Origin of the sequence: Acinetobacter sp. BMW17 (assembly GCF_001592855.1) — a bacterium.
GTDB lineage: Bacteria > Pseudomonadota > Gammaproteobacteria > Pseudomonadales > Moraxellaceae > Acinetobacter > Acinetobacter johnsonii.
Genome location: NZ_LSOD01000021.1, coordinates 44,553 through 57,891, shown reverse-complemented (window position 1 = coordinate 57,891; position 13,339 = coordinate 44,553). Strand labels below are relative to the sequence as shown.

General features: G+C 44.9%; 14 protein-coding genes. 9 read left to right on the top strand and 5 right to left on the bottom strand.

The features are described from left to right. Window positions 1–65: 65 nt before the first annotated feature. Together AXW61_RS06185 and AXW61_RS06180 are read right to left on the bottom strand one after the other, a co-directional pair. The gene (locus AXW61_RS06185) at window positions 66–1,553 is read right to left on the bottom strand and encodes a YifB family Mg chelatase-like AAA ATPase (RefSeq protein WP_062033311.1); all 1,488 of its coding nucleotides are present in this window, start codon (window positions 1,551–1,553) and stop codon (window positions 66–68) included. Between the two features lie 65 nt (window positions 1,554–1,618). Beyond that, complete coding sequence (locus AXW61_RS06180) at window positions 1,619–1,846, bottom strand: accessory factor UbiK family protein (RefSeq protein WP_004692854.1); 228 nt, start codon at window positions 1,844–1,846, stop codon at window positions 1,619–1,621. A gap of 275 nt (window positions 1,847–2,121) precedes the next feature. Here AXW61_RS06180 and glnK point away from each other — a divergent pair, with 275 nt between their 5' ends. The 7 genes from glnK to AXW61_RS06145 all read left to right on the top strand — a co-directional run bounded on the left by glnK (window position 2,122) and on the right by AXW61_RS06145 (window position 8,323). Then, a complete protein-coding gene (glnK, locus tag AXW61_RS06175) occupies window positions 2,122–2,460 on the top strand; it encodes a P-II family nitrogen regulator (RefSeq protein ID WP_004281042.1) in 339 nt (112 codons plus the stop codon). A 59-nt stretch (window positions 2,461–2,519) separates the two neighbouring features. Then, entirely contained in the window at window positions 2,520–3,923 is a 1,404-nt protein-coding gene (locus AXW61_RS06170; RefSeq protein WP_010325684.1) for an ammonium transporter, read from the top strand. A 151-nt stretch (window positions 3,924–4,074) separates the two neighbouring features. Next, window positions 4,075–4,533, top strand: a complete 459-nt coding sequence (nrdR, locus tag AXW61_RS06165; protein ID WP_004692852.1) for a transcriptional regulator NrdR — start codon at window positions 4,075–4,077, stop codon at window positions 4,531–4,533. Between the two features lie 14 nt (window positions 4,534–4,547). Next, complete coding sequence (gene ribD, locus AXW61_RS06160; RefSeq protein WP_062033308.1) at window positions 4,548–5,651, top strand: bifunctional diaminohydroxyphosphoribosylaminopyrimidine deaminase/5-amino-6-(5-phosphoribosylamino)uracil reductase RibD; 1,104 nt, start codon at window positions 4,548–4,550, stop codon at window positions 5,649–5,651. Next, on the top strand, window positions 5,648–6,946 hold the full coding sequence (locus tag AXW61_RS06155) for a DNA adenine methylase (protein ID WP_004692850.1): 1,299 nt from the start codon (window positions 5,648–5,650) through the stop codon (window positions 6,944–6,946). Before ribD ends, AXW61_RS06155 begins: the two co-directional genes overlap by 4 nt. 23 nt (window positions 6,947–6,969) lie before the next feature. After that, the gene (locus AXW61_RS06150) at window positions 6,970–7,629 is read left to right on the top strand and encodes a riboflavin synthase (RefSeq protein ID WP_062033306.1); all 660 of its coding nucleotides are present in this window, start codon (window positions 6,970–6,972) and stop codon (window positions 7,627–7,629) included. A gap of 145 nt (window positions 7,630–7,774) precedes the next feature. After that, window positions 7,775–8,323, top strand: a complete 549-nt coding sequence (locus AXW61_RS06145) for a VTT domain-containing protein (protein ID WP_004692848.1) — start codon at window positions 7,775–7,777, stop codon at window positions 8,321–8,323. Window positions 8,324–8,408: 85 nt separating this feature from the next. Here AXW61_RS06145 and AXW61_RS06140 read toward each other — a convergent pair whose 3' ends face one another. Genes AXW61_RS06140 through AXW61_RS06130 form a run of 3 tightly spaced genes read right to left on the bottom strand, consistent with a single transcriptional unit; the run spans window position 8,409 to window position 10,924 of the window. Beyond that, window positions 8,409–9,044 (bottom strand): hypothetical protein, encoded by a 636-nt coding sequence (locus AXW61_RS06140; protein ID WP_004978568.1) that lies wholly within the window; start codon window positions 9,042–9,044, stop codon window positions 8,409–8,411. A 31-nt stretch (window positions 9,045–9,075) separates the two neighbouring features. Then, a complete protein-coding gene (locus AXW61_RS06135) occupies window positions 9,076–9,483 on the bottom strand; it encodes a DNA polymerase III subunit chi (protein ID WP_062033303.1) in 408 nt (135 codons plus the stop codon). Then, window positions 9,476–10,924: a leucyl aminopeptidase gene (locus tag AXW61_RS06130; RefSeq protein ID WP_062033299.1), complete on the bottom strand. Its 1,449-nt coding sequence runs from the start codon at window positions 10,922–10,924 to the stop codon at window positions 9,476–9,478. The genes AXW61_RS06135 and AXW61_RS06130 overlap by 8 nt, the downstream gene beginning before the upstream one ends. Window positions 10,925–11,082: 158 nt before the next feature. Between AXW61_RS06130 and lptF the strand changes: the two genes are divergently transcribed. Both lptF and lptG read left to right on the top strand, forming a co-directional pair. Further along, the gene (lptF, locus tag AXW61_RS06125; protein ID WP_010325691.1) at window positions 11,083–12,183 is read left to right on the top strand and encodes an LPS export ABC transporter permease LptF; all 1,101 of its coding nucleotides are present in this window, start codon (window positions 11,083–11,085) and stop codon (window positions 12,181–12,183) included. A 2-nt stretch (window positions 12,184–12,185) separates the two neighbouring features. After that, on the top strand, window positions 12,186–13,256 hold the full coding sequence (lptG, locus tag AXW61_RS06120) for an LPS export ABC transporter permease LptG (protein WP_004692843.1): 1,071 nt from the start codon (window positions 12,186–12,188) through the stop codon (window positions 13,254–13,256). The last annotated feature ends 83 nt before the right edge of the window (window positions 13,257–13,339 follow it).

Below are 13,339 nucleotides of genomic sequence, written 5' to 3'. Positions count from 1 at the left end.
GCATCTTCAAAACCCCTCTAGTCCTATGGACTAGAGGGGTTTTTCTATGTGGAATTTAGCGATTTTTAGGCATTTTGCTGTCGGTAGGAGAGAGCTTCGGTCAAATGTCCTGTTTGGATGTGCTCTGACTGGGCCAAATCCGCAATGGTTCTGGCCACTCTTAAAATGCGGTGATAACCCCGAGCAGACAAATTTAAACGCTGTTGTGCTTTTTCAAAGATTAAAGCCGCTTGTCCATCTAGCGGTGCGAATTGTTCGAGTTGTTTGGGTGATAAAGCCATATTGAGACAAGCTTGGCGCTGCATTTGCCATTGATAAGCTTGAATCACGCGCTCACGTACAGTTGCCGAGTCTTCTACGACTTGTGTGTCCTGCAATTCAGATGCATGCAAGGGTGGTACATCAATATGTAAATCAATCCGATCCAGTAACGGCCCTGAAATGCGGTTTTGGTAGCGTTTAATCGCCTCGGCTGAGCACTGACAACGGCTATCTTGATTAAACGCATAACCACAGGGACACGGATTCATTGCAGCAATCAGTTGGAAATTGGCTGGAAAGGTGATCTGCCGTGAAGCACGCGAAATCACAATCTCTTTGGCTTCAATCGGCTGTCTTAAAACCTCCAACACCTTGCGGTCAAACTCTGGTAGTTCATCTAAAAACAGCACGCCTTTATGTGCCAAAGTAATTTCACCGGGTTTGGGTTGTGACCCGCCACCGACTAGGGCAACTGCAGAAGCTGTATGGTGCGGTGCACGAAATGGCCGCTGTCCAAAAGGATGTTGATGATTGGCCACCGAGTAAATACTCGCTACTTCCAAATTTTCTTGTGTGTTCAGGGGCGGTAGAATACTGGCTAAACGTGAAGCCAATAGGGTTTTTCCTGTCCCTGGTGGCCCTTTAAACAGTAAAGAATGACCACCTGCTGCCGCAATCTCTAAGGCGCGTCTTGGACGCAGTTGACCTTTAACATCGGCCAAATCAAATTTGTAGTGCTGTGAGGCTTTTAGCGCCGTGGGTTGAAACTGTTGGATGAGATGGTTTTGCGACAGATGCTCACAGACTTGTTTTAAATGTTGCGCTGCAAACACTTGAAAGTTGGGCAGTTGAGAGGCTTCTTGCGCATTGGCCTCAGGTAAAATCAGTTGATGCCCAGCTTGCTGGCAGGCAATCGCAATACTTAAAGTACCTGAAATTGGTCGCAGTTGCCCATCAAGTGCCAACTCACCTATAAATTCAAAATTTTCAGTTCCTTGCTCAGGGAGCTGACCAGAGGCAATTAAAATACCCAGTGCAATAGGCAAATCCAACCGTGAACTGTCTTTGGGCAGGTCTGCGGGTGCAAGGTTGATGGTGAGGCGTTTGGTCGGAAACTGAAAGCCACTATTGATAATGGCGGAGCGCACCCGATCTTTGCTTTCCCGAACGGCTGCTTCAGGAAGCCCCACAATGGTTAAAGAGGGTAGTCCTTGGCTCAGATGAACTTCAACTTCAACCGAAGGTGCGTGTAAACCGAGCAAAGCTCGAGTGTAAATTTTGGCAAAAGACATCTTTTGTTCCATTATAGTGCATTATTTTAATTCGTTATGCGTCTTTTGTTGCACCAAACAGGTGCTCATTTTTTGTTCTGAATGCGTAACTCTAAAGCTTCTACTTGTTTCAATAAGTCATTTAAACGCAAATTGGCATTATTCAGTGCAGTACGTTGACGCTCAATTTCATCTTTGGAAACCAAATCCATCTTGGTCACCGCTTCATTGAGCAGTGCGCGTAAATTATGTTCTAAGTCTTGTTTAGGTTGTTCGACTTGTTCCAGTATGGCTTGTAATAAAGTTTCAATCATTTCTATATCCAACAGTTGGAGAAGTGACAGCAGTGTACCATTGCTGCTTCTGACTCTATAGCCTTTCAGATGAAATATGATTTCATCGATTGTAAAAAAATCATAAATCTTCGACTAAAAAACCTGAATTTTGAAGCTCAAAACGCATTTAAATGTATAGAATAGGGTATAAAGAAAACTCATGTCAGACTTTCTTTTCCCCCCAACCTAAGAATTTTTGGCATGAAATTTGAACATAAAACCTTACTGGTGAAATAAGCCGAAGGAAAACAAACATGAAGCTCGTAACTGCAATTGTAAAACCGTTTAAATTGGATGATGTGCGTGAAGCACTGTCTGAAATTGGTGTTCAAGGGATCACGGTAACTGAAGTCAAAGGCTTTGGTCGTCAAAAAGGTCATACTGAACTTTATCGTGGCGCTGAATATGTTGTTGATTTCTTACCAAAAGTAAAAATCGAAATCGCGATCAGTGATGAAATGGTCGATGCGGTGATTGAGTCAATCACACGTGTTGCTAGCACAGGAAAAATTGGCGACGGTAAAATTTTCGTCACAAATTTAGAGCAAGTCATCCGTATCCGTACAGGTGAAACAGGTGCCGATGCCGTTTAATTTGGCATGAAGTTTGCTGAGTAACACATAACTCGCACAAATTAGGTTGGGGGATACGAATGAAAAAGATGCTATTCGCGCTGAGCTTATCTGGCGCACTTTTAGGTGGTTCTGTTGCTTGGGCTGAAGAAGCAGCAACAGCGCCAACGCCATCAGAACAAGTCACAGTGGTTGAAACAACGGATGTGGCTGCTCCAGCAGTACAAGCGGTTGAAGCCGTTGCTGCTCCAGTAGAAGCACCCGCACCTGCAGAAGAAGAACCAACATTAGACACAGGTGATACGGCGTGGATTTTAGTCTCCACAGCACTGGTTTTATTAATGACCATTCCAGGTTTAGCGTTATTCTACGGCGGTATGGTTCGTAAGAAAAACGTCTTAAGCACTATGGCACATAGCTTTGTTGCTGCGGCAGTGGTGAGTATTGCATGGGTCATCATTGGTTATACATTGGCCTTTGGTGAGGGCAATGCCTTTATCGGTGGCTTAGATAAGTTCATGCTGACTGGGATTACCACAGATGCACTCACAGGGACGATTCCTGAAGTTTTATTCGTTATTTTCCAAATGACCTTTGCCATCATTACGGTTGCCATTATTAGTGGTTCAATTGCAGAACGGATGAAATTCGGCGCATTTATCGCTTTCATCTCGATTTGGGTAGTCGTGGTCTATGCACCAATTACTCACTGGGTATGGGGTGGTGGTTGGTTAGCAAATGATGGTGCACTCGACTTTGCCGGCGGTACCGTTGTACACATCAACTCAGGTGTGGCAGGTTTGGTTGCTGCATATATGCTGGGCAAACGTATGGGCTTAGGCCGTGAATCAATGGCTCCACACAACTTGGCATTAACCGTTGTGGGTGCAAGCTTACTATGGGTCGGTTGGTTTGGTTTCAACGGTGGTTCTGCATTGGGCGCAAACGGCTCAGCAGGTTATGCATTGCTCGTGACTCAAGTAGCAGCAGCAGCAGCGGCAATCTCTTGGTTAATTACTGAAAAAGTTGCACGTGGTAAAGGTTCAGTACTTGGTGCTGCATCTGGTGCGGTTGCTGGTCTGGTAGTGATTACACCAGCAGCAGGGTTTGTGACTGTCGGTGGTGCACTGGCGATGGGTTTAATCGGTGGTGTGGTGTGCTTCTGGGGTATTAGTGCATTGAAACGTGCTTTAAAAGCCGATGACTCTTTAGATGCGTTTGGTTTACACGGTGTGGGTGGTATTGTCGGTGCAATCTTAACAGCATTCTTTGCAAGCGATTTCATCATGGGCGACAAAGCACCAAGTGATGTAATGCATCAACTTTGGGTTCAAGTTGAAGGGGTATTGGCAACGATTGCATACTCAGCAGTATTAACCTTCATTATCTTAAAAGTGATTGATCTGGTGATTGGAATTCGCGTTGAATCTGATGATGAACGTATGGGCCTAGACTTGAGCCAACATGGCGAACGCGTGGACTAATCAATAGAATAATAAATAAACAGTATAATCAATATATTGTGTGAAACAGCCCGAAAGGGCTGTTTTTTTTCTATATCTAGAGTAAAACTCTACAAAACACCGAATTTTTGCTACACTCTAAAACCATTCAAATTTGTTCAATTTAACCACTATGCATTGTCCATTTTGCAACGCTGAAGACAGTAAAGTGATCGACTCACGTTTGGCCGCTGAAGGTTGTCAAATTCGTCGTCGTCGTGAATGTATTAGTTGTGGTGAACGATTCACAACCTTTGAAAGTTATGAAGTGGTCATGCCTCGTGTGATCAAGTCGGATGGCAAAAGTGAACCTTTTGATGAAGCAAAATTGCGTCGCTCCTTGATGCATGCTTTACAAAAACGTCCCGTGACGCAAGAGCAAATTGAAACCGTCTTGAGCGATATTCAGCTGCAAATCCGCCGTTTAGGTGAGCGTGATGTGAAATCACGCACCATTGGTGAAATTGTCATGCAATCTTTATTTTCGTTGGATCATGTTGCGTATGTGCGTTTTGCATCGGTCTATCAAGACTTTCAAGATGTCGATGCCTTTCGTCACCAAATTGAACAAATGCAACAACGTGAACATTAAGCGAGTTGGCATCCATGTCTGAATTACAGTCTAGTGCTTTACACGCTGACCAAGCTTGGATGAAACAAGCGATTGCTTTAGCACTGCAAGGTCAATACAGCACCAAGCCAAATCCAAATGTAGGCTGTGTCATTGTCAAAGATGGGCAGTTGCTGGGAACAGGTTATCACCCTAAAGCGGGTCAGCCCCATGCAGAAGTTTTTGCGATGCGCGAAGCGGGTGAGCAGACCCAAGGCGCAACGGCTTATGTCACTTTAGAACCTTGTGCGCATTATGGGCGTACACCGCCGTGTGCCAAAGGTTTGGTCGAGGCAGGTGTGGCGCGCGTTGTGATTGCCTGTCCAGACCCCAACCCCTTGGTGGCTGGTAAAGGGGTACAAATTTTAAAAGAAGCAGGCATTGAGGTCGATGTCGGTATTTGCCAAATCGAAGCGCATCAGTTGAATGCGGGTTTTTTAAAAGCTATGGCTACTGGCATGCCTTATGTGCGTTTAAAAGTTGCCTCTAGTTTAGATGGTCGAACGGCGATGGCTTCGGGTGAGTCGAAATGGATTACAGGCCCAGCCGCACGGTTGGATGTTCAGCATTTTCGTGCCATTTCTGGTGTCGTGATCACGGGCATTGAAACCATACTGGCCGATGATCCTCAGCTCAATGTTAGACAGCTTCAGGGTGTTGCGGATCTGACAATGGTTGTACAACCGAAACGTCTGGTGTTAGACCGTCAAGGCCGCTTGCCGCTGACGGCCCAAATTTTACAGCAGCCGGATACCGTGATGGTGATGGGGCCTTATCGTCAAGCATTGGCTGATTTAGGCGTGCTACAGTTTGCTGTACAGCCTTTAGATCAGTTATTAACGCAGTTGGTTCAATCGCATCAAATTTACGATGTCATGGTTGAAGCAGGTGCAACGTTATCGACAGCTTTTTTACAAGAGAAGTTGGTCGATGAAATGATTAGTTATGTGGCACCGACCTTATTGGGTCAGTCTGCACGTGCAATGTTCAATGCTGAGTTTTCTCAGATGGCAGAGCAACTCCGCTTTAAGCTCATGGATGTCACACAATTGGGTGATGATGTACGCTTAACGCTTATCCCTTCTCAAGAGTCATTATGAGTTCAGAGTCTACGGTTTATCATAAACGTCGTCACGCGGCACGTACCACCGATGAATATCTATTTCATCAACTTGTTCCTTATTTGGGGAATAAGCGCCGTCTGTTGCATCTGATTTTAGAGGCGCTTGAGAGTACAGGGACTTTAAACCGTGCAGATGGTCGTGCGCCTATTTTTGCTGACTTCTTTGCAGGTTCGGGCGTGGTCTCGCGTTTGGCGCGTCAAAATGGTTATCGCGTGATTGCCAATGACTGGGAACCATATAGCCATGCGCTGAACCATGCCATTTTGGCTTGTACCGAAGCGCCTGCATTTAAAGAGTTGGGTGGTTATCAAAAAGCCATTGATTATTTAAACCGCTTGCCTGAAGTTAAGGGCTGGGTAACGCATAATCTGTGTCCGCGAAATGATGAGATTTATGATCCAAGCCGAGATCGTTTGTTCTTTAAGCGTCGCAACGGCATGCGCATTGATGCGATTCGTCAGCAAATTGCCACATGGCAGGCACAAGGGGCAATCGATGATGTGGAGATGTCTGCTTTACTGGCACCGTTGCTGTATTCTGCAAGTTTTGTCAGCAATACTTCCGGCGTCTTTAAAAGCTTCCACCACGGTTGGGGCGGTAAAACCCAAACAGCGCTAGAGCGGATTGAATCCTTGTTGTGGTTGACTCCAAGTCGTTTTAGTGAAGTGGGTGATAATAAGCAAAAGAATCCGATGGCTGAAATGTGGTGTGTCGATGCACAGCATTTGGCAAATCAAATGAGCAGTTTTGAGGTCGATGTAGCTTATCTAGATCCACCCTATAACCAGCATGCCTACAGCAGTAACTATCATGTTTTAAATGCTTTAACACTATGGGATCAGGTGGATTTGCCGACACCAGACACCAAAGGCTTTAAAAGCGGAATTGACCGTGCGTGGCGCAAAGAGCGTCCGAGCCCTTATAACTCGTCAAAGTATGCTAAAGAAGCATACGAGAAATTACTGTCCACCATCAATGCACGTTACATTCTGACCAGTTATTCAACCGATGGTAATATTGAAGCGGGGGACTTGCTCAAAGCCAATTTGGAGCGAGGTCGCGTGACTTTATTAACGCAGGATGTACCGCGTTATCGCGTGAGTAAACAGCGTCAGTCTGAGCGTGCGCGTGTGTTAGAGTTTATTGTGATCACTGATACCCATGCCAAGTCAGGTCCGCCAATTCGTCAGTTGCTTGGGCAGTTGTATCATTATGCCGAATTGGGTGGGGTCGATACATCTGGGGTCACGACACAGTTGGCGCTGTGGTAAAAATATAGAGGTAGAAATCAGAAATGTTTACAGGGATCATTGAAAGTCTGGGCACAGTTGAAAGCGTACAAAATGTCGGTGGCGATGTGCGTTTGCGCATTGGTACGGATCTGGATATGTCAGATGTCCATTTGGGTGATTCAATTGCCACCAATGGCATTTGCCTCACAGTGATTGACTGGGGTGAGCACTGGTATGCTGCCGATGTCTCACGTGAAAGTTTAAACCGAACCACACTGACCCACTGGAAAGTTGGCCAACGTGTAAATGTGGAAAAGGCGATGTTGCCCACCACACGTTTTGGTGGACACATTGTGTCAGGTCATGTTGATGCTGTGGGTGAAATCACCGTTGTGCGTGAAGATGCACGTTCGCTTTATTTTGAAGTGACTGCGCCAGCTGAGATTGCACGTTACTTAGCAGAAAAAGGCTCGATCACGGTTGATGGGATCAGTTTAACCATTAATCATTTGCGTGGGCGTATTTTAAGCCTCAATTTAATTCCACATACGGCTGAACGAACCAACATTGGAACGTGGAAGGCAGGCAGTCAAGTGAACCTTGAAGTAGATGTGTTAGCACGCTACATTGAACGTCTGATGATGGGTGACAAAGCTGTGGAAACTACCCCACAATCTAAAATTAGTTTAGACTTTTTGGCACAAAATGGTTTCTTGAAATAGAAAAATCGTTTAGATTGCAGCAAGAATAGACAAAAGATGAGCTCCCTATTTGCCCAAAATGAGGGAGTTTTTCTTTTGAAATGAATAGGTAAGCAATTGAGTATGATGAAAGATAGTACGCAGTTCATTGCACGGATAGGTGACAATGATTGATTTTTTTCTCCATCTAGAACAATTATTGCCCGTACTGCTTGCAGAATACGGCCTTTGGATTTATGCGATTCTTTTTCTGATTATTTTTGCAGAAACGGGCTTCGTTTTTATGTTCTTTTTGCCGGGTGACAGTTTACTGATTGCCATTGGTGCCTTATGTTCCAGCTCGGATTTAATTCATATCCATACCATGGGTATTTTGATGATGATTGCTGCGGTATTGGGTTATATCGTCAATTATTATACTGGTCAGAAGCTGGGCTTTAAATTTGCCCATCAGCATTCGCGTTGGCTGAAACCCGAATATATGATGAAGACCAATCAATATTTCTTAAAGCATGGTGGTAAAACCATTTTAGTGGCACGTTTTATTCCTTTTGTACGTTCTTTCGCGCCTTTTGCTGCGGGCGCAGGGCATATGAGCTTGGCGACTTTTATGTGGTACAACGTGACCGGTGGTCTGATTTGGATTGGTAGTTTGTTGGCGATTGGTTATGGTGTGGGCAATACCTTATCATTTATGGTTGATGTGTTGGTTTGAGATCGAAACAGACTATATCAGCCGAGCAAAACAAGGGTGCATAAAAAAACTCACCGCAGTGAGTTTAAGTGGAAGCCAAGGCCTGTTAGGCAGAGTTGGATACCACTTCATCAGAAAAGTCTGAATTTTTCAAAATATAGTCAATTTCTTCTTGAGCCGCGGCTTGTAGCTTACTGCGATAGCTGGCTACGGACTCTTCAATTAAGGTTTCCGCTTCAAGCTCTAAACGTAAACGCACACTTTCTAACTCAGACAAAATTTGTGAGTCATCAATGCCAAATTTACCTTTGGCATAGTCCAGAGCTTGTTCAGGCGTTTTCTCATAGCGTGCGGTGTAGCTCGAAATTTCCTGATCGACACTTTGACGCATCACATTTAAAGCTTGGGTTTGCTCATTGAACTGACGGATTTCGTCTTTTTTGAGGCTTTCCGCATAAGCTTCCTGCGCTGCGCGTTTATCTGCCAGTGATTTTTCCAACGCTTGTTGTTTACGAATTCGCGCTTCTTCAATCAGCTGTGCTTTCAGATCGGCATACGCTTGTTCAATTCGTTGGGTCGAGACAGCTTGAGCGCGTTGGTCTTGTTCAATCCAACTGTGTAAACCTGTTTCAGGTTTGAGTACATCGCAGACGCGACTCAGGTCATCAATAAAGGCCTGACGAACAGCATCAGGTACATTTAACCAGCGCTGTTTAAAATCTGGACCAACATTCAATGCCACTACGCATCTCCTTATTTAGACGGGGAATCATTTAAAGCTTGAAGGTTCGAGCTTCAACCCCGAGACGTCTATATTGTTTAAATTTTTCACGACCTTGTTGTTTGGCCGATTCGTTATTTTCAATAATTTCTATAATGTGGCTAAATTTTTCGAACTGTTCAAGAGCTTGATCGTTAAAATTGAACACAATCCAATCGGATTGCTCAGGCAGTTGGGCTGAGATACAAATGCGCGCATCGATTTGATCAATGCCATGCGGAATAAAGCTCGTATCATCAAAACTCCACAAACGTTCATCTAGTTGCTGTTGTAGTTCAGGGTCGCTTGCATACAACCAGATTCGCTCTGGCTGACGCAAAATTTTACGACACAAACGACAAGCACTTTCGACTTGTCGTTCAGGACTTTGTTCAAATAGATAAAAGCTAATCTTAGCCATTAGACTGCGCACGATGAGCTAAGAATTGCATCAATAAGGGTACTGGACGACCGGTTGCTCCTTTATTGGCACCCGAGTTCCATGCTGTACCTGCGATGTCCAAATGTGCCCAGCGGTAATCACGGGTGAAACGTTGCAAGAAGCACGCTGCAGTTACAGCACCAGCTTTAGGCCCGCCAATGTTGGCAATATCTGCAAATGGAGAGTCTAACTGTTCTTGATAATCATCAATCACAGGCATGCGCCAGACGCGGTCAAAGCTATTTTGACCTGCTTCAGATAGTTCGGCCGCCAGTTTGTCGTCTGGGGTAAACATACCCGTTAAGACTGAACCAAGTGCCACGACACAGGCACCTGTTAAGGTTGCAATATCAATGACCAGTTCTGGGTTAAAGCGTTTTACATAGGTCAATGTGTCGCACAGCACCAAACGACCTTCTGCATCGGTATTTAAAATTTCAACGGTTTGACCGCTCATGGTGCTTACGATGTCACCCGGACGTGTAGCTTTGCCTGACGGCATATTTTCAGCTGCCGCAATCGTACCTACGACATGAATGGCTAAACGCGATTCACATAGAGCACGGAGCGTCCCTAGAACCGATGCTGCACCACACATGTCATATTTCATTTCATCCATACCAGCGCCCGGTTTCAATGAAATGCCACCTGTATCAAAGGTGATTCCTTTACCGACCAAGACCACTGGGGCTTCAGAACGTTCAGCTTGATACTCAAGGGTAATAATACGGCCTGGGCGGTCTGAACCTTTGCTCACCGCAAGGAAGGAATGCATGCCCAGATCAGCCATTTGCTGCTCATCAAGGACATTAACACGGAGTAGGTCAGGATATTGGGCTGCCAGTTCTAAGGCTTGCTCTGCCAAATATTCAGGGAAGCAGATATTGCCTGGACGGTTGCCTAAGTCACGAGCAAAGCTTTGACCAGATTGCACGGCTTCAATCAATTTCAGTTGCGCAGCATTCAGCGGCGACTCAGCAGCAATCAGGCTGATCTGTTCAAGCACGTTGTCTGCTTTTTTTGATTTGAATTCATCAAAAGCATATGCCGCTTGCGTCAAACTGAGGGCAAATAAATAATGGAGTTCAGCTGGAAGGACTGAAAGGTCAAGACTGATGTGTTTGAATTTTTTTTGTGAAGCTTTGATAATGGTTTGAGCAATTTTCACCAGCTTTGCCGCTTGTAATTCAGTTGCTTTCCCGACACCGACCAAGGCTGCATTGGGGCTTGTTGGAATTTGACCAATGAGGCTCAAAGTTTCATTGAACGCGGCTTTAAACTGAGTCGCTTCAATTAAGTTGTTTAAATCATTAATTTGATAAGCATTTGCAAGGTGTTGCGTGTTTTCAGAATCTACTAATATCAACAAAAATTGGCTAGACGTATTCTCTGTGAATGACGTATTAATAGAGAGTTTCATAAGTTTTATTTAAGCCTTATAAAGTTTGAAAATGATTAAACCACTGAAACATTAACATGAATAGAGTTGCAAAGTGCAACAAGAGTACAGGTTTTATATTTTCACTATTCGGGTAAACTAGCGCTAGTTTTTATTCACCTATTTTTGGAAGAATTAATTTGATTATTCGGCGTTATCTGGTCAAACAAGTGGTGTCGACATCCTTGGTTGTGATCGCCTTATTGACCTTGATCATGATGGGCGGTCGTTTGATCAAGTATTTTGGCGTAGCCGCGCAGGGTCGCTTAGATGCAGGTATTTTATTTAGCATTATTGGCTATCGTTTGCCTGAATTTTTAACGCTGATTCTTCCTCTAGGCTTTTTTATTGGACTGATGCTGGTTTTTGGTCGTCTGTATGTCGATCATGAAATGGCAGTACTCAATGGCAGTGGCGTCAGTCGTAACCAATTGGGGCGACTGCTGATTCCTATGACCGTGGTGTTTCTTGCCGTTCAAGCCGTGCTGATGCTTTGGATGGCGCCGTGGGGTGTTCGTCAGTTTGAGCAGCTCACCACCAGTCAGGCGGTGCGTACCGGTTTTGATTTGGTTCGACCCAAAGAGTTTATTTCATCGGGGCCTTATACCATTTATGCGGGTGACTTATCCGAAGACCGTAAGAACCTCAAAGACATCTTCTTCTATCAACGCGCTGAAGCAGAAGGTAAGCCCGATGTCATGATTTTGGCCAAAGAAGCCACGCGGGTTGAAATTGAAAATGATCCAGCCAATGTGGTGGATTTGGTGCAAGGTCGCCGTTATGAAATTTATCCGGGACAGCCGCGTTATAGCCAAGCCGAGTTTCAGTCTTATCGCCTACGTTTAGAAAATGATAAAGAAGCGAAGTTTGAAAGTGCCGATGTTGAAGCACTGTCCACCATGAAACTTTGGGATAATCGTAATGATCCTGTCGTGGCGAGTGAGTTGGGCTGGCGTATTTTTGTACCGTTTGCCATTGTAGTGGCGTTGCTTCTCGCTGTGGCTTTATCTGAAGTGAGCCCACGCCAAGGACGTTACTTAAAGCTGTTCCCTGCATTGCTTATTTTTGCCAGTTTAATTGTGGCGCTGATGGCCATTAAAACCCGAGTCAGTAAAGAAGAAATGGGGATTTGGGCTTATCCAATGATCTTGGTGATCTATGCGATAGCAGCGGCTTTGTTTTCGCGTAAACAAAAGCTGGCCCCGAAAATTAAGAAAACATTACAACGAGCGGGGTCTTAATCATGTTCGCACGTCGTATAGTCGCAAAACATGTGACCAAAACCACCGCGATGGCGATGCTGGGTGCTACCGCTATTTTATCGGTCTTGCAAATTTTGTTTACCTACTTGGGTGAGTTAGGCTCTCTTAAAGAAGGTTATGGCGCTTGGGATGCTTTACGTTACGTACTGTGGGGGGCGCCGCAATATCTCTATGAGATTCTACCGATTGCCGCGTTAATTGGCTCGGTACTGGGACTGGGCACTTTGGCTTCAAACAGTGAGCTGATTGTGATGCGCTCGGTGGGGGTGAGTCTCTGGCGGATTGTTGGTTGGGTGATTCGTTCGGCTTTAATTTTGGTGGTACTGTCATTCGCTTTAAGTGAATGGGTGATTCCATATACCAATGAGCAAGCCAAAGGTGTGAAAAGCCATCGAACAGCGGCTGAGCTTGGTGAAGTACGTGGTTACTGGACACGAGAAGGGCAGCGTTTTATTTATGTCGATTATGCCAATTCTCAAGGTCAGCTGAAAAATGTGCAAGTGGTCGACTTTGATAATAATGCTCGGTTGAAAGGCGTTTTAAATGCTGAGCAAGGTCAGTTTGTGCAAGATGGTCGTTGGATTTTAGAAAATACTGCCCAAGTTGATTTACTACCGACAGGCAACGCCACGGCACAAAAGGCCGCTGAAACGCCTTTGGCACTGGCACTGCAGCCGAAATATGTGCACATGGTGACGATTGATCCTGAAGACCTTTCACCGAGTCAATTGGTCAGTTTCATGAGCTATATGCATGAATACAGCCAAGTGCCTAAAACTTATCAGTTGGCTTTTTGGCAAAAAGTGGCATCTCCATTTGCCTTGATTGCTTTGGTGTTGATTGCTTGTTCCTTTATTTTTGGCCCACTGCGCCAACAATCGATGGGCTTTCGTTTAGTCATTGCACTGTTTACAGGCTTAGGTTTCTTTTACCTGCAAGACTTCTTGGGTTATGCAAGTTTGGTTTATTCACCTTCACCCGCATGGTTCGTTTTTGTGCCGATTTTACTGATGTTTGTCGCAGGTGGTTATTTATTACAACGTGCGCGATAACTGTACGATATTGAAGAAAACAATGCGGATGATGGTGTTAAACCATCATGCCTGCATAGAGTCTTGACCGAAAATTCGGTAAG

Coding starts and splice junctions, on each gene's coding strand:
- AXW61_RS06180 (WP_004692854.1), bottom strand. CDS start 1,846: ATGATTGAAACTTTATTACAAGCCATACTGGAACAAGTCGAACAACCT.
- AXW61_RS06185 (WP_062033311.1), bottom strand. CDS start 1,553: ATGTCTTTTGCCAAAATTTACACTCGAGCTTTGCTCGGTTTACACGCA.
- AXW61_RS06170 (WP_010325684.1), top strand. CDS start 2,520: ATGAAAAAGATGCTATTCGCGCTGAGCTTATCTGGCGCACTTTTAGGT.
- AXW61_RS06155 (WP_004692850.1), top strand. CDS start 5,648: ATGAGTTCAGAGTCTACGGTTTATCATAAACGTCGTCACGCGGCACGT.
- lptG (WP_004692843.1), top strand. CDS start 12,186: ATGTTCGCACGTCGTATAGTCGCAAAACATGTGACCAAAACCACCGCG.
- AXW61_RS06135 (WP_062033303.1), bottom strand. CDS start 9,483: ATGGCTAAGATTAGCTTTTATCTATTTGAACAAAGTCCTGAACGACAA.
- AXW61_RS06130 (WP_062033299.1), bottom strand. CDS start 10,924: ATGAAACTCTCTATTAATACGTCATTCACAGAGAATACGTCTAGCCAA.
- AXW61_RS06150 (WP_062033306.1), top strand. CDS start 6,970: ATGTTTACAGGGATCATTGAAAGTCTGGGCACAGTTGAAAGCGTACAA.
- glnK (WP_004281042.1), top strand. CDS start 2,122: ATGAAGCTCGTAACTGCAATTGTAAAACCGTTTAAATTGGATGATGTG.
- nrdR (WP_004692852.1), top strand. CDS start 4,075: ATGCATTGTCCATTTTGCAACGCTGAAGACAGTAAAGTGATCGACTCA.
- AXW61_RS06145 (WP_004692848.1), top strand. CDS start 7,775: ATGATTGATTTTTTTCTCCATCTAGAACAATTATTGCCCGTACTGCTT.
- ribD (WP_062033308.1), top strand. CDS start 4,548: ATGTCTGAATTACAGTCTAGTGCTTTACACGCTGACCAAGCTTGGATG.